This window comes from Roseateles sp. L2-2 (assembly GCF_050613215.1).
Lineage (GTDB): Bacteria > Pseudomonadota > Gammaproteobacteria > Burkholderiales > Burkholderiaceae_C > Roseateles > Roseateles noduli.
This window is the reverse complement of the sequence record NZ_CP192509.1, coordinates 4,418,722-4,435,145: the sequence shown is the minus strand read 5'-3', so window position 1 is coordinate 4,435,145 and position 16,424 is coordinate 4,418,722. Positions and strand designations below refer to the sequence as shown.

General features: G+C 69.0%; 11 protein-coding genes. 7 read left to right on the top strand and 4 right to left on the bottom strand.

Annotated elements, in window-relative coordinates:
• Positions 1–31 precede the first annotated feature (31 nt).
• From malF to ACQZ13_RS19735, 3 genes are read right to left on the bottom strand one after another with little or no spacing between them, the layout of a single operon-like run.
• Entirely contained in the window at positions 32–1,696 is a 1,665-nt protein-coding gene (gene malF / locus ACQZ13_RS19745; RefSeq protein WP_431047362.1) for a maltose ABC transporter permease MalF, read from the bottom strand.
• Entirely contained in the window at positions 1,693–2,883 is a 1,191-nt protein-coding gene (gene malE / locus ACQZ13_RS19740; RefSeq protein ID WP_431047360.1) for a maltose/maltodextrin ABC transporter substrate-binding protein MalE, read from the bottom strand. The genes malF and malE overlap by 4 nt, the downstream gene beginning before the upstream one ends.
• Positions 2,880–3,980: an ABC transporter ATP-binding protein gene (locus ACQZ13_RS19735; protein WP_431047358.1), complete on the bottom strand. Its 1,101-nt coding sequence runs from the start codon at positions 3,978–3,980 to the stop codon at positions 2,880–2,882. Before ACQZ13_RS19735 ends, malE begins: the two co-directional genes overlap by 4 nt.
• A gap of 174 nt (positions 3,981–4,154) precedes the next feature.
• Here ACQZ13_RS19735 and ACQZ13_RS19730 point away from each other — a divergent pair, with 174 nt between their 5' ends.
• From ACQZ13_RS19730 to ACQZ13_RS19700, 7 genes are all read left to right on the top strand, one after another.
• The gene (locus tag ACQZ13_RS19730; RefSeq protein ID WP_431047356.1) at positions 4,155–6,665 is read left to right on the top strand and encodes a glycogen/starch/alpha-glucan phosphorylase; all 2,511 of its coding nucleotides are present in this window, start codon (positions 4,155–4,157) and stop codon (positions 6,663–6,665) included.
• A 36-nt stretch (positions 6,666–6,701) separates the two neighbouring features.
• Complete coding sequence (glgB, locus tag ACQZ13_RS19725) at positions 6,702–8,687, top strand: 1,4-alpha-glucan branching protein GlgB (RefSeq protein ID WP_431047354.1); 1,986 nt, start codon at positions 6,702–6,704, stop codon at positions 8,685–8,687.
• A gap of 40 nt (positions 8,688–8,727) precedes the next feature.
• Entirely contained in the window at positions 8,728–10,911 is a 2,184-nt protein-coding gene (gene glgX, locus ACQZ13_RS19720) for a glycogen debranching protein GlgX (protein ID WP_431047352.1), read from the top strand.
• Between the two features lie 31 nt (positions 10,912–10,942).
• Complete coding sequence (malQ, locus tag ACQZ13_RS19715) at positions 10,943–12,466, top strand: 4-alpha-glucanotransferase (RefSeq protein ID WP_431047350.1); 1,524 nt, start codon at positions 10,943–10,945, stop codon at positions 12,464–12,466.
• 187 nt (positions 12,467–12,653) lie between these two features.
• A complete protein-coding gene (locus tag ACQZ13_RS19710; protein ID WP_431047348.1) occupies positions 12,654–13,856 on the top strand; it encodes a cation:proton antiporter in 1,203 nt (400 codons plus the stop codon).
• Between the two features lie 103 nt (positions 13,857–13,959).
• Complete coding sequence (locus tag ACQZ13_RS19705; RefSeq protein WP_431047346.1) at positions 13,960–15,393, top strand: hypothetical protein; 1,434 nt, start codon at positions 13,960–13,962, stop codon at positions 15,391–15,393.
• Positions 15,394–15,450: 57 nt separating this feature from the next.
• On the top strand, positions 15,451–15,843 hold the full coding sequence (locus tag ACQZ13_RS19700) for a VOC family protein (protein ID WP_431047344.1): 393 nt from the start codon (positions 15,451–15,453) through the stop codon (positions 15,841–15,843).
• A 50-nt stretch (positions 15,844–15,893) separates the two neighbouring features.
• On the opposite strand, the gene ACQZ13_RS19695 is transcribed toward ACQZ13_RS19700, so the two are convergent.
• Positions 15,894–16,403, bottom strand: coding sequence for a hypothetical protein (locus ACQZ13_RS19695; protein WP_431047342.1), 510 nt, complete (start codon positions 16,401–16,403; stop codon positions 15,894–15,896).
• Positions 16,404–16,424: the final 21 nt, after the last annotated feature.

Sequence of the window (16,424 nt, the reverse complement as noted above, 5' to 3'; positions counted from 1 at the left end):
GTCGTGTCCTTGTCCGTCGATGCCGGCCGCGTCAGCGGTTGGCGTTGCGCATGAGGCGCAGGTTGAGCAGCGACATCCCCGCCACCAGCACGAAGATCAGCGTCGAGATTGCGGCCGCGAGCCCGAAGTCGGTGCCCGAGTCGCGGAACGCGATGCGGTAGGTGTAGCTGACCAGGATGTCGGTCTGCCCGGCGGGGATCTTGGTGGACAGGTAGTCCGGCCGCCCGTCGGTCAGCAGCGCGATCAGCACGAAGTTGTTGAAGTTGAACGCGAAGGCCGACACCAGCAGCGGCGACAACGGCTTGATGATCAGCGGCGCCGTGATCTTGAAGAAGTTGGTCAGTGGTCCTGCGCCCGCGAGGGCCGAAGCCTCGTACAAGTCAGAGGGGATCGCTTTCAGCAGCCCCGTGCACAGGATCATCACGTACGGATATCCCAGCCACACGTTGACGATCAGCAGCATGGTGCGCGCCAGCGACGGGTCCGCGAACCACGCCGGCCGCACGCCGAAGAGCGCGTCCAGGATCGCGTTGATCTCGCCGAAGTTCTGGTTGAACAGTCCCTTGAACACGAGGATGGAGATGAAGCCCGGCACCGCGTAGGGCAGGAACAGCAGCGTGCGGTAGGTCGTGCGGTAGCGCAGGTCCTCCCAGTTCAGCAGCACCGCCAGCATCATGCCGATCGCCGTCGCGAAGACCACCGTCAGCAGCGAGAACACCACCGTCCAGCCGAAGATCGACAGGAAAGGGCCGCGGAACTCCGCGTCGAACAGCATGCGCTTGTAGTTCTGCGCGCCGACCATGACCTTGTAGCCGGGCGCGAGGTGCGTGCCCGCCGCCGCGCCCTGGCCTTCGTAGTAGCCGGTGCTCGCGTCCGGGCGGAACAGGGCGCCGTCGGCGACGCGCTTCAACGTGCCGTCGGGCTGTTCCTCGAAATGCGGACGGATCGGGCCGAACTCGCGCAGGCCGAGGTAGCGCAGCGTCGAAGCGTCGCCCGTGCCGCCGGTGGCTGCGGTTCCACCGCTCTCGCCCGGCAGCCGCAAGCGCAGTTGCGCGAGCGCCTGACGGTGTTCCACCAGTTCTTTCAGCGTGAGCGCGGCCCCCAGCGTCGCGTCGGCCGGCCCGGTCGCCTGCATCGCGACGTCGATCGGCTTGGTGCCCTGGCGCAGCGCCAGCGGCGGCGACACGAACTGCGCCGTGCCGTTCGCCGGATCGCGCAGCACCACGCGGAAGTCGCCGCCGGCGCCGTGCACGGTGTAGTCGCGCACGGCTTCGAGCGCCGTGTCGTGCTGGTCGAGCAGGAACTCGCGCACGCGCTCCTGGCTGAGCAGATGGGCCGACGAGTAGTTCGTGAAGCCGATCTGCGTCGTGTACGCGAGCGGGAACGCGATGAACAGCAGCATCCCGGCCACGCCGGGGAAGAGGTAGCGATACGCGAAGCCGGCCTTGGACAGGTAGACGGCGAAGCCCGCGCCGAAGAGCAGCAGCACGCCGAACGCCCAGCTCGTCAGCCCGGCCGCGTACAGCATGAAGACGAGGTAGAGCGCCGCCAGCGCGATGACGGCCATCGTCGGCCAGTACAGCGCCTTGGCGAGCCGGTCCAGGACACCGGGCGCCTGGCGCGTGTAGGGCTCGGACAGCGGCGAGCCCGGAAGCGTGGCGGCCAGCGTCGAGGTCGATGCGGTGGTGGCGTTCATTGCTTGAGCAGCATCCGGCCCGACGCGCCGTCCAGCGCGTCCTTGGGGCTTTGCAGGCCGTTGGTGATCGCCTCCAGCGCCGCGTCCATCGCGGTCCAGAAACGTCCCACCTCGGGGATGTTGGGAATGGCCTCGCCGGCGCGGGCGTTCTCCATGCTGGCGCGGATCAGCGGGTTCACCGACAGCTGCTGGTAGAAGGCCTTGTTGGCCGGCACGCCGATGGGCACGTCGGCGTCGAGCACCTGCAGCGACGCGGGTCGCATCAGGTGGCGTTCGATGAACTCGCGCGCGAGGTCCTTGTTCTTCGACGGCGCCGAGATCATGCAGCCCAGCACCCCGACGAAGGGCTTGGACGGCTTGCCCGCCACCACCGCCGGAATCGGCGCGACGCCGATGTCGATGCCGGCCTTGCGCGCGTTCTCCCAGGCCCAGGGGCCGGAGATCATCATCGCCACCTCGCCGCGGGCGAAGCCCGATTCCATCTCGGAATAACGCGCGCCGCGCGGCATCACGCCTTCCGTGATCAGGCGCTCCAGCATCCGGCCCGCGGCCAGCGCGCCGTCGTTGTTGACGTCGACCTGGCGTGCGTCGAACTCGCCCTGCGCGTCACGTCCGAAGATCACGCCGCCGGCGCCCGCGAAGATCGGCCAGGTGAAGAAGCTCTTGTTGTAGTCCCACAGGATCGCGTGCTTGCCGCGCTGGCGCAGCTGCCTGTCGACGGCGATCAGGTCGTCCCAGGTTGCGGGCGGCTTGCTCACCAGCGCCTTGTTGTAGATCAGGCCGGTCGTCTCGATCGCGATCGGGTAGCCCCACAGGCGACCTTGATAGCGGAAGGCCTGCCACGCGGCAGGCTCCACCTCGTCGTAGAGCGCCTTGCGCGGCTGCACCGGCGTGAGCAGACCGGCCTTGGCCCACTCGCCGACGCGATCGTGCGGCCAGCAGAAGACGTCCGGCCCCTTGCCGGCGCCGGCGGCCTGCGTGTACTTCTCGGGCGCGTCGACCGGATGCTCCACGACGACCTTCACGCCGGACTCCCGCTCGAACGCGTCGCCGACCTTCTGCAGCCCGTTGTAGGCCTTGTCGCCGTTGATCCAGACGAGCAGCTTCGGTGGCGTCTGCGCCGCGACCTTTTCGCAGCCGACCAGCAGCGCGACGGCCGCCAGGAGGGCGAGTGCGCTGCGCGTCATTCGGCCGCTCCGAGCCGCTTGAAGGCCAGGCCCTGGGCGTCGAACAGATAGCAGAGGTCCGGCGGCAGATGCAGCTGCAGCGTGTCGCCCGCGCGCACGCGTGTCCTGCCGTCGAATTCGCAGGTGAGGGCGTCCTCGACGCCCGGGTAGGCGCAGTACGCGTGCGTCACGCCGCCCAGCGATTCGACGAAGGTGACGGTGCTCGCGATGAGGTTGGCGTCGCCGCCGACCTCGAAGTGCTCGGGGCGCAGGCCCAGCGTGACCTTGTCGCCGGCCTTCGCCCGCGAGGCGTCGACGCGCGTGCGGATCATCGCGCCGTCGCTCAGGCGCACCGTGGCATGGTCGGCGCCGGCGGTCACGATCGCGGCCTCGATGAAGTTCATTTTCGGGCTGCCGATGAAGCCGGCGACGAAGAGGTTGTCCGGATGTTCGTAGAGCTCCAGCGGCGTGCCGACCTGCTCGATCGAGCCGGCGCTCAGCACGACGATGCGGTCCGCCAGCGTCATCGCCTCGACCTGGTCGTGGGTGACGTAGACCATGGTGGTCTTGAGGTCCTCGTGCAGCTTCGCGAACTCGTAGCGCATGCGCACGCGCAGCGCGGCGTCGAGGTTGGACAGCGGCTCGTCGAAGAGGAAGACCTCGGGCTTGCGCACGATCGCGCGGCCGATCGCCACGCGCTGGCGCTGGCCGCCGGACAGGTCCTTGGGCTTGCGCTCCAGCAGATGCTCGATGTGCAGGATGCGCGCGGCGTAGCGCACCGAGCGGTCGATCTCGTCCTTGGGCACCTTCGCCAGCTTCAACCCGAACGCCATGTTGTCGTACAGGTTCATGTGCGGGTAGAGCGCGTAGCTCTGGAACACCATCGCGATGCCGCGCTCGGCCGGCGGCACGTCGTTGACCAGCCGGCCGCCGATGCGCAGCTCGCCGCCGGTGATGTCCTCCAGGCCCGCGATGGTGCGCAGCAGCGTGGACTTGCCGCAACCCGACGGGCCCACGAAGACCATGAACTCACCGTCCCGGATCTCCAGGTCGATGCCATGCAGGATCTTGGTCTCGCCATAGGCCTTGGCCACGGCTTGCAGCTTCACGTCCGCCACGGGGTGTCTCCTTGTTTGTAGAGAATATACATGTCTGATTGACGATTCACAACGCGACTCACCCGGAGCGTCTTGTCTTGAATCACGTCAAATCAATGACTTGGCGTCAAACGCGGGATAACCCGATGTAGTGAAACTACAGAATTTGAAAGCGCTTGAGGGATACTTGCCTCCATGATGACCGCCTCCCCCGACCGGGTCGCCGCCTTCGAGCAGGCGCTGCGACGTGAACGCCCCCTGGCCAGCCCCGCCGCCGCGGCGACCGCCGCGATCGCGTCGGCCGCTGCCGCCGGGTCCGCCGCCGCCACGGCCGCCGATCTTCACGCGATGATGCGCGCCGCCGCCGGCGCCTGCCGCGAGCTGCTGGAGCGCCGCTGGACCGCGACCCAGATCGCCGACGCCGCCCGCGGCGCCTCGGCCGACGTGCGCCGCGTGCACTACCTGTCGATGGAGTTCCTGATGGGCCGTGCGCTGGGCAATGCGCTCGCCGCGCTCAAGCTGGAAGCCCCCCTGCGCGCCGCGTTCGCGACGCACGCCGGCGAGGGTCAGTCCTTGCCCGACGTGCTGGAGCGCGAAAGCGATGCGGCGCTGGGCAACGGCGGTCTCGGACGCCTGGCCGCCTGCTTCCTCGATTCCTTCGCGGAGCTGGGTCTGCCGTCCTTCGGCTACGGTCTGCGTTATCAATACGGCATGTTCGCGCAAGGCATCCGCGACGGCCGACAGGTCGAGTCGCCCGATGACTGGATGGCGCTGGGCAATCCGTGGGAAGTGCCGCGCCCTGAATGCCGCTACCCGGTGGGCTTCGGCGGCCACGTCGAGGTGGATCCCAGCGGCTCGCGCCGCTGGTGGCCGAGCGAGCACCTGATCGCGCAGGCCTACGACTTCATCGTCCCCGCGCACCACAGCGAGCGCGTCTCGACCCTGCGCCAGTGGCACGCGCAGTCCGCCGCGCCCATCGACTTCGCCGCCTTCTGCCGCGGCGACCACCACGGCGCGGCCGCGCACCGCGTGGCGGCGGATGCGCTCAACTGGGTGCTCTATCCCGACGACAGCACCGAGGCCGGCCGCCGTCTGCGCCTGAAGCAGGAGTTCTTCCTGGTGAGCGCGTCCATGCAGGACCTGATCGCGCGCCACCTGCGCGAGACCGGCACGCTCGCGGGCCTGGGTCGTGCCAACGCGATCCATCTGAACGACACGCACCCGGCGCTCGCGCCCGCGGAGCTGATGCGGCTGCTGCTCGACGACCACGGCCTGGGCTGGGACGAGGCCTGGGCGATCACGCGGGAGGCGGTCAGCTACACCAACCACACGCTGATGCCGGAGGCGCTGGAGACCTGGCCGGTGCGCCTGTTCGAGCAGCTGCTGCCGCGCCACCTCGAGATCGTCTACGAGATCAACCACCGCTTCCTGGAGAGCGTGAAGCAGCGCTTCCCCGGCGACATCGACCTGGTGCGCCGCGTGTCGCTCATCGACGAGGGCGACGCCCGCGGCAACGAGCGCCGCGTGCGCATGGCCGCGCTGAGCATCGTCGCCTCGCACCGCGTGAACGGCGTGGCCGCACTGCATTCGGAGCTGATGGTGAAGACCATCTTCGCGGACTACGCGCGCCTCTTCCCGGACCGCTTCCACAACGTCACCAACGGCGTGACGCCGCGCCGCTGGCTCCAGCAGGCCAACCCGGGCCTGTCGGCGCTGCTGGATGAGCGCATCGGCACCGGCTGGCGTCGGCGTCTGGACGAGCTGGAGGGACTCCGTCCGCTGGCCGCGGACGTCGGGCTCGGCGAGCAGCTGCTGGCCGTCAAGCGGGAGAACAAGCGGCGCCTGGCCGAGCGCCTGCAGCGCGAGCTCGGCGTGACGATCAACGTCGACAGCCTGTTCGACGTCCAGATCAAGCGCATCCACGAATACAAGCGCCAGCTGCTGAACCTGCTGCACGTGATCAGCCGCTATCAGGCGATCGTCGCGAATCCGACGGCCGACTGGGTGCCGCGCACCGTGATCATCGCCGGCAAGGCCGCATCGGCCTACGTGGCGGCCAAGTCCATCATCGAGCTCGCGCACGACGTCGCCCGCGTCATCGACGGCGACCCGCGCGTCGGCGACAGGCTCAAGCTGGTCTTCCTGCCCAACTACGGCGTCTCGCTGGCCGAGGCCGTCATCCCGGCCGCCGACCTGTCCGAGCAGATCTCCACCGCCGGCACCGAGGCGTCGGGCACGGGCAACATGAAGTTCGCGCTCAACGGCGCGCTGACCATCGGCACCTGGGACGGCGCCAACATCGAGATGGCGCAGGCCTTCGGCGAGCGCAACATGTTCACCTTCGGACTGAAGACGGAGAAGGTCGAGGCGCTCAAGCGCGCCGGCTACGAGCCGCGTCGCGTCGTCGAGCAGAACCCGGCGCTGTTCGACGTCATCGACGCGATCGCGCGCGGCGACTTCTCGCAGGGCGATCCCGGCCGCTACCGCACGCTGATCGACAAGCTGCTCGGCGAGGACCAGTACCTGCTGATGGCGGACTTCGCCGACTACCTGCGCGCGCAACGCGAGGTCGACGCGCTGTTCCGCGACCCGGCGGCCTGGCACCATCGCGCGGCGCTGAACATCGCCGGCATGGGAATGTTCTCATCGGACCGCACGATCGAGGAGTACGTCGATCGCGTCTGGTCGGTGAAGAGCCTGGACTGACGCGCGTACCGACCCGTGGACTGAGAGCCGCCTCCGATGACGACGCTGCTGCCCGATGCCGACCTCGCGCTGCTCGCGCGCGGCGGGCATCCGCGCCCGTGGCTGTGGCTGGGCGCGCATCCCGTCGTCCTGGCGGGCGAGTCCGGCGTGCGCTTCGCCGTGTGGGCGCCGCACGCGTCGCGGGTCGCCGTCGTCGGCGACTTCAACGGCTGGTCGGGCGCCGCGCATCCGATGCGTCGCCGCGACGAGCACGACGCCGGTATCTGGGAAGTCTTCGTGCCGGGCGCGTCGCGCGGCCAGTTCTACAAATACGAGGTCACCGGGCCGGACGGCACCGTGCTGCCGTTGAAGGCCGACCCCTACGCGTTCCGCGCGCAGTTGAGGCCGGACAACGCGAGCATCGTCGAAGGCCTACCCGCGGCACATCCGCTGCCGCGGGACCGTGCCTCGCTCAATCGCCGCGATGCGCCGATCAGCGTGTACGAGGTGCACGCCATGTCGTGGCGCTCGGCCGCGCCGGGCGAGGGTGCCCACGGCCATGGCGGCGATGCAGGCGACGGCGACCATGCCGATGCGAAGCCCGACTGGGACTTCCTCGCCCGCGAGCTGCCGCCGTACGCGGCGGGGCTCGGCTTCACGCACGTGGAGCTGATGCCGATCACCGAGTTCCCCTTCGACGGCTCGTGGGGTTACCAGACGCTGGGCCTGCATGCGCCGACCGCGCGGCTGGGCGCGCCGGACGGACTGCATCGTTTCGTCGACGCCTGCCACGCCGCCGGTCTGGGCGTGCTGCTCGATTTCGTGCCGGCGCATTTCCCCGAGGACCCGCACGGCCTGGCGAAGTTCGACGGCACGCCGCTTTACGAGTACGCCGATCCGCGCGAGGGCTGGCACCGCGACTGGCACACGCTGATCTACGACTTCGGCAAGCCGCAGGTGCAGCAGTTCCTGTGCGGCGCGGCCCTGTTCTGGGCCGAGCGCTACGGCATCGACGGCCTGCGCGTCGACGCGGTCGCGTCGATGCTGTACCGCGACTACTCGCGCCCTCCGGGCGAATGGATCCCCAACATCCACGGCGGCACGGAGAACCTGGAGGCGATCGCGCTGTTCAAGCGCCTCAACGAGGTGCTCGGCTGCGAGGCGCCCGGCGTGATCACGATCGCCGAGGAATCGACCGCGTTCCCGCTGGTGTCCGCGCCGACTTCGGTCGGCGGCCTGGGCTTCCACTACAAGTGGAACATGGGCTGGATGAACGACACGCTGCATTACATGCGCGAGCAGCCCATCCACCGCTCGTGGCACCACGAGAAGATGAGCTTCGGCCTCGTCTATGCGTTCAGCGAGAACTTCCAGCTGCCGCTGTCGCACGACGAGGTCGTGCACGGGAAGGGTTCGCTCTTGCGCAAGATGCCGGGCGGATCGGATGACGGGGGCGACGCCGCGCTTCATCGCGATTGGCAGCAATTCGCCCATCTGCGCGCGTACTTCGGTTTCATGTGGGCGCACCCGGGCAAGAAGCTGCTGTTCATGGGTCAGGAGTTCGCGCAGCGCGACGAGTGGAACTTCGAACGCGCGTTGCCCTGGGACCTGCTCGACGATCCGCGCCATGCCGGCGTGCAGCGGCTGATCGGCGACCTCAACCGGCTCTACCGCGACCGGCCCGCGCTGCATCGACTCGACGGCGAGCGCGACGGTTTCGAGTGGCTGGTCAAGGACGACCTGCAGCACTCGGTCCTGGCGTGGGTTCGTCGCGGCGGCGAAGGTGAAGGGCGGGGCAGCGTCGTCGCGGTCAGCCACTTCACGCCGATCACACGCGCCGGATACCGGCTGCCGTTGCCGCACGGCGGCCCGTGGCGCGTGGTGCTGAACACCGATGCGGCGATCTATGGCGGCAGCGATGCCGTCGTCGATGGCACCGTCGGCGCACAGCATCCGTCGGATGCGTTCACGGCGCCGGACGACGACCCCGCCATCACCTTGACGCTGCCGCCGCTGGCGACGATCTTCCTGGTGCCGGCCTGAGCCGGCGACGATCTCTACCCACCTTCCCGCGACGTTTCGAATGAGCGCTCCTTCCGTTCTGTCCGCATCGCTGGCGCCTGGCCGCCATGAGCCGCTGGGCGCTACCGTCCGCGACGGCGGCGTCAACTTCTCCGTGTTCTCGGCGCACGCGACGCGCGTCGAGGTCTGCCTCTATGACGAGGCCGGTACGAATGAGCTTGCGCGCCACGCGTTGCACGGCCCGGTCGACGGCGTGTGGACCGGCTTCCTGCCCGGCGCGCGGGCAGGGCAGCGCTACGGCCTGCGTGCGCATGGCCCGCATGCGCCGCGCGAGGGGCATCGCTTCAACGCCGCCAAGCTGCTGCTGGATCCGTATGCGCGGGAGATCGTCGGCGAGTTCCGCAACCTGCCCGAGGACCACGGCTATCCCTTCGGCCATCCGGACGGCCCCGCCGCGCTGGACGAGCGCGACAACGGCGCGACCGCGCTGAAGGCGCGCGTCGCCGCGCCGCTCGCAGGTCCGGGTCCGCGCGCCAGCGCGCCGCGCCATGCGCCGCAGGACGTGGTGCTGTACGAGGTCCATGTGAAGGGCTTCTCGATGCGCCATCCGGAAATTCCGCAGGCGCTGCGCGGCAGCTACGCGGCGCTCGCGCATCCGGTCTCGATCGCGCATTTCAAGCGGCTGGGCGTGACCACGCTGTCGCTGCTGCCGGTGCAGTTCGCCGTCGACGAGCCGCATCTCTTGGGCACCGGCCTGCGCAACTACTGGGGCTACAACACGCTGGGCTTCTTCGCGCCCGATCCGCGGCTGGCCTCCGCGGCCGTGCGCCACGACCCGACGGCTGTCGTCGCCGAGTTCCGCGCGATGGTCCAGACGCTGCACGAGGCCGGGCTCGAAGTGGTGCTCGACGTCGTCTACAACCACACCCCGGAAGGCAACGAGTGGGGCCCGACGCTGTCGCTGCGCGGGCTCGACCAGAAGAGCTACTACCGGCTGCAGGCCGACGATCCCTCGCGGATGGAGAACCTCACCGCCTGCGGCAACACCGTCAACGTCGAGCATCCGCGCGTGGCGCAGCTGGTGCTGGACTCGCTGCGCTTCTGGGTCGGCGAGATGGGCGTGGACGGCTTCCGCTTCGACCTCGCGCCGGTGCTCGGGCGCACGGCCGCGGGCCACGATCCGCAGGCGGCGTTCTACACGGCGCTGCGCCAGGATCCGCTGCTCTCGCAGGTCCATCTGATCGCCGAGCCCTGGGATGCGGGGCCGGACGGTTATCAGCTCGGGCGTTTCCCCGGCCGCTTCATGGAGTGGAACGACAAGTTCCGCGACGGCGCGCGCGGGTTCTGGCTCGGTCACGGGCCGGACGGCAAGGCCGTCACACGCGGGGAGTTCGCGCGGCGCTTCGGCGCGTCCAGCGATGTCTTCCATCCGACGGGGCCTTGCGGTGATCCGGGGCAGCGCTCGCCGCTCGCGTCGATCAACTTCCTGGCGGTGCACGACGGCTACACGCTGAACGACCTCGTCAGCTACGGCCGCAAGCACAACGAGGCCAACGGCGAGGACAACCGCGACGGCCGCGACGGCGAGCTGTGCGGCAACTTCGGCGTTGAAGGGCCTACCGACGACCTCGCCATCCGCGACGCCCGCGAGCGTGCACGTCGCGGCATGCTCGCGACGCTGCTGCTGTCGCAAGGCACGCCGATGCTGTACTCGGGCGACGAGTTCGGCAACGGCCAGGGCGGCAACAACAACGCCTACTGCCAGGACAACGAGATCGGCTGGCTCGACTGGCCGAATGCCGATGACGCGCTGATCGCCTTCACCGCCGAACTCTCGCGACTGCGACGGGCCCATCCGCTGCTGCGCCATGCCGAGTGGTTCGCCGTCCAGGGCTGCTCGCCCGAAACTGGATCGGCAGGATCAACTGGATCGCCGCAGCGCACCAGCGCGCTGCGCTGGTTCCATCCCGACGGCCACGAGATGCGCGAGCACGACTGGAATGACGATCGACAATTCGCGTTGAGCGCGCTGCTGAGCGACCCCCATGAACGGCTGCTGCTGATCGTCAATCCCGGCGCGACGCCGACCCGCATCGCGCTGCCGGCGGCAGGCGAGGGCACCTCGCCCTGGCGGCTGCTGATCGACAGCAGCGGCGAACTCGCTCCGGCGACCTTGAGCGACCATGCGCTCACCGCGCCCGCGCGCAGCCTGCTGCTGTGCATCGCAGCGCCCCTGTTTTCCTGAAACTTCGAACACCGACCCCTCGAGCGACACCATGACGATCGACCTCAACAAGCGCCAATCCGGCGTGCTGCTGCACATCACCTCGCTGCCCGGCCCGAACGGCGCCGGCGACTTCGGCCCCGAGGCCTTCCACTTCGTCGACTGGCTGCAGTCGTCCGGCCAGGCCATCTGGCAGTGGCTGCCGAGTACGCCGATCGGCCCCGGCGAGAGCCCCTATCAAGGCGTGTCGGCCTTCGCCGGCAACCCGTGGATGGTGGCGTTCGAGCCGCTGGTGGAGAAGGGCTGGCTCGCGCAGCCGGTGCTGCCGGAAGGCGGCTTCGAGGCGAAGCGCGTCGAGTACGCGAAGGTCCTGCCGTGGCGCGAGCAGCAGTTGCGCGCCGCCTCGGCCGGCTTCTTCTCGACAGCCTCGGCGGCCGACCGCGCCAGCTACGAGCTGTGGTGCGAGTCCCAGCGCGACTGGCTGCCGGATTACGCGCTCTTCATGGCGGTCCGCTCGTCGCGCCACGGCCAGGCCTGGTGGGAATGGCCGCGCGACCTGGCCGCCCGCGACCCGCGCGCGCTGGCCGCCGCGCGCGAGCAGTACGCCGATGAAGTCGGCTTCTGGCAGTTCGTCCAATGGAACTTCGACGTCCAGGTGGGTGCGCTCAAGACCTATGCGAACGCGCGCGGCGTCCACATCATGGGCGACCTGCCGATCTTCGTCGCGCACGACAGCGCGGACTGCTGGGCGCGCCCGGACCTGTACGAGTTCGACGAGCACTTCCAGACGACCGTCGTCGCCGGCGTGCCGCCCGATGCGATGGCCGCCACCGGCCAGCGCTGGGGCAACCCGATGTACCGCTGGGACAAGATGGCCCACGAGCACTTCGCCTGGTGGACCGCGCGCGTGAAGCGGATGCTGAGTTCGGCGGACGTCTTCCGCATCGATCACTTCCGCGGCTTCGCGGCCTACTACGAGATCCCCGCCGACAGCCCCGACGCCACGCGCGGGGTCTGGAAGACGGGCCCCGGCAAGGCGCTGTTCGACGCGATCGCCAAGTCGCTGGGCACGCTGCCCATCGTCGCCGAGGACCTGGGCTTCATCACGCCCGACGTCCATGAGCTGCGCAATGCGCTCGACTACCCCGGCATGAAGATCCTGCAGTTCGGCTTCGGCGGCGACGGCGGGCACGAGTTCCTCCCGCACAACTGGCCGCGCGCGGCCGTCTGCTACACCGGCACGCACGACAACGACACGGTGCGCGGCTGGTGGAACCAGGCCAGCGCCCACGAGCGCGCCTATGCCGCCGCCTACCTGCCCGCCGCCGACCACGACATCCACTGGGCCATGATCCGCGCCTGCGCGAACTCGGTGGCCAACGTGGCGGTCTATCCGCTGCAGGACGTGCTCGGCCTGGGCAGCGAGCACCGGATGAACATCCCCGGCGTGCTCGGCGGCAACTGGGAATGGCGCTTCACCTGGGACATGGTCGGCGCCGAGCCGGGCCGCGTGCTGGGCCTGATCGCCGCGACCAGCGGGAGAGCCCCTATTGCCGGCGCTGCGCTGCCGGAGTGAAATGCTCTGAAACCGCTTTCATGACAGCATAGGGAAAGCGAGGGCGGTGATTGCGGGGGCTTGGCCCCCACAATCGGATTCCCGAGAGACAACGTTGTCATCGATCCCTCAGGCGTCGCTCGATGGATCGTTCGACCGGACGGGCGCTGGCGCGCACCGGCCGGCGTGACGACGCAGAGGAGCCGCCATGAGCACCACCGAAATCTTCCTGATCGCCATGGCGATCATCTTCACCGTCCCCTACCTGGTCTGGCGATTGGGGGGCACGGATTACTTCGCCCCGCTGGTCGTGGTGCAGATCATCACCGGCATCCTGCTCGGTCCGGGCGTGCTGGGCCGGGCCTTCCCCGAGTACTACCAGTTCGTCTTCAACCCCTCGGTGGTGCAGTCGCTCAACGGCGTGGCCTGGTGGGCGGTGATGATCTTCGTGTGGATCGCCGGCATCGAGCTCGACCTCAAGAAGGCCTGGGCGCATCGTGTCGAGAGCGGCATCACGGCCGGACTCGCCCTGGGCGTGCCCATGGTGTTCGGATCGGCGGCGGCCGTGGTGCTGCTGGGGATGGGCTCGCAATGGATGGGCCCGCAGGCGCACACCTGGCAGTTCATCGTCGGTGTCGGCATGGCCTGCGCGGTGACGGCGCTGCCCATCCTCATCCTGCTGATGGAGAAGCTGGAGATCCTGCGCCAGCCGATCGGTCAGCGCATCCTCCGCTACGCCAGCCTGGACGACATCCTGATCTGGGGCGTGCTGGCGGTGATCCTGATGGACTGGTCGCGGGTCGGCAAGCAGGTGTTGTTCCTGGCCGCGTTCGCGGTGGCGACGGTGCTGTTCCGCCGACTGATGCGCGCGATCCCCGCGCGGGATCGCTGGTACGTGGGCCTGATCTGGCTGGCGATCATCGCGTTCGGCGCCGACTGGTCGGGCCTGCATTACATGGTCGGGGCCTTCCTGGCCGGCGTCGTGATGGACGCCGAATGGTTCGAGCAGCAGCAGATGGACGCGCTGCGCCACCACGTGCTGCTGGTGATCATGCCGGTCTTCTTCCTCAGCACGGGCCTGCGCACGCAATGGGGATTGGAGGGCGGCATGGTGTTCGCCGCGGCGGGTCTGCTGCTGGCGGCGTCGGTGAGCGGCAAGCTGCTGGGCACGCACGTGGCCGGTCGTATCCTCCGATGGGCCCCCGGCGAGGCCGGCATCATCGGCTGGCTGCTGCAGACCAAGGCGCTGATCATGATCATCTTCGCCAACGTGCTGCTGGACAAACAGATCATCACGAACGAGACCTTCACCGCGCTGCTGCTGATGGCGGTGGGCTCGACGATGCTGACCGTGCCCGTGGTGGCGCCACGCCTGGCGCGCATCAAGGAACTGGTGTTCCGCGCCAGCTGAGCGGTGGTTCCCTCCGGCGGGGGAGCCTCGCGCTGTCGGGCCCTTCGATGAAGCCGAAGGCAAGGAAGGCGCGGCGCAAGGACTAGCCGGTGCGTGCGACGCGGTGTCGCGACGCTTCACCAGGTGGTCCGCCATGCTTTCCTTGTTCCAACGCCTCCATCCGGGCGCCTCGTCTTACAAAGTCCTCCGGACGGACATCGTCGACAACACTGCGCCGCTGGACGGGCGCACGGCGCCGTCCGCAAGCACGCCGACCGCGACGGCCGAGTGCCGCTTCACGCAGGACCACGAGGCCGCGCTGTGCAAGCTGCAGGGCATCGTGAAGGCTCAGTCCAGCTCGGCGTCCGCCGATGCCGCACATGGGCGATGCGTTCCCTCGGAATCCCTGTTCCTCGATCCGGCGTTCCTGTCGCTGCTCGTCGACCTGCATGAAGCCCGGCATGAGGCGCCGCGCCTGTCGACCCGTCTCGATCACATGGAAGACAGCCGGATCATCGGACGGGAGTCCGTGTCGTTCCTGGCGAACCTGCTGGGCAGGGAACGGTTGCCCGCCGCGGAGCTCCTGGCGGCGTTGAGCAGCCCGCACGACGGTCGGGCACCGTGCCTGCTGCGCCTGGCCTCCGCCGCAGTCCATGACCTGCCCTTGGCGACGGCGATGTGCGACCTGTTGACGGCACTGGCACGATCACGCGACGTCGGCGCTGAGCGCCTGCGCGAATCGCTGCTGAAGCTGGACTGCCCGTTGGACGCGCGCTGCGGCGATGCGTTGCCCGACGGCATGCGATTGAAATACACCGATTTCCTGGGACGTCTGATCGGGGACGGGCAAGGCGAGTGGCGCAACGACGGCGCGGTCTACGCCGTCGCCCGCCTGCGCGACGAGCATCTGCTGCCGGAACGCGAGCAGGTCGTGTCCCGGCACTCGAAGACACGATGGCAGAAGCAGGAACGCTTCATTCAGCTCTGCGACGCGCTGCGCGTTCGAGCACCCTGGCAACATCCGGAACCGCCCCCTTTGTCGATCCCGGACCTGGCCGGACGCATCGACGCCTTGCAAAGCTCGTTGACGACGGCGCGCTCCGACGCGACCGGAGCGCGCGGGTCGGAATGGGACACGGTGGTGGACAGTTGCGTCGATGACGCGCTGGCGCAGGGCTGGCGAATGGCTCGGGAGCAGCATGAAGCGCTGTTCTTGGACCAGGTCAGTTTGCCCGGCTCCGGTCTCGCCATCGGGAAGGGCGGGCCGCTCGCGGAACTCTGCCTCCCCGGCTTGGGACGGCTGCCGAAGCGCCCGCCTGCGCCGGTGGTCGATCGGCTGATCGAAAAGGTCCTGCGCGATCCGACGTTGCGCGAGTCTCGGGCTCAAGCCGAAGTCTCCGGCAAGATTCGTCCGGCCTGCCGCGCTCTGGTGGCAGAGACGGCCCGGCGCCATGTCGAGGACGCGTTGGACCTGAGCGATCGGTTGGCCGAGTTCCTGCCCGAGCCGCAGGTGGACTGCTATCTTGTGCGCCTGACGTCCGACGGCGCGATCCGCTGACGTTCTCGGACGCTCGCCCGTGCAGAATCTGCCCTTGTCGGACGACGGGAGCCTGCCTTGATCGATCACCTCGACCATCTGGTCCTCACCACCGCGCATGAGGCGGACTGCATCCGCTTCTATACCGAAGTGTTGGGCATGCGGCTGGAAAGCTTCGTCGGCGGCACGCCACCGGTCACGCGCCAGGCGTTGCTGTTCGGCGCGCAGAAGATCAACCTGCATGTGAAGGGCCGTGAGTTCGAGCCCAAGGCGCATACGCCGGTGCCCGGCGCGCTGGACCTCTGCTTCATCGCGTCCGTGCCGCTGGAGCAGGTGATCGAGCGCCTGGACGCGCTGCAGGTGGCCATCATCGAAGGGCCGGTGATGCGCACCGGCGCGACCGGAAAGATCCGCTCGGTCTACGTGCGCGATCCGGACCTCAACCTCATCGAGATTTCCGAGCTCGTCTAGGACGAGCTGCTGGCGGGTTCGCTCTGTCGGAGATATGACCGTTGGCCGATTCAGCGGGCCAGCATGGTCGCGTGCGCAAGGGTCGGCATGTGCGTCAGCATCGAGGCCGGCGGGACCATCGCAGCCTGCGCCGCGGCGCTGACGACCACCGCGGCCGTCGCCGACCACGGCAGACCGACGCGAGCCTCGGACAGCAGGCGGGCGGGCACCTCCGTCTCCAGCGGAACGATGCCGAGGAATTCGTCCGCGCGGGCGAGTTCGATCTCCTGGGCCGACATGCCGACGAACACGTGCGCGAAGCCCTGCTCGATGGCGTCCAGCGCCGCTTCCGTGGCGCGGCGCCAGCGCTTGACCGCGGCGACATCGGCCCGGGACGCGGATTCCGGCACCGACCAGCGCGGATCGCCGCCCGTCACGGCGCGCGCGGCCTTGAACGCGTCCACCACGCCCGCCGGACCGCCGAGGCGGGCGTCGAGCACCTGCATCGCGATGACACCGGCCAGCGCGCGCTGGTGGTAGGGGACCATGACTCGTTCCAGGATGACTTCGTAGCGACGCATGACGGTTCCTCGGGGGCTGGG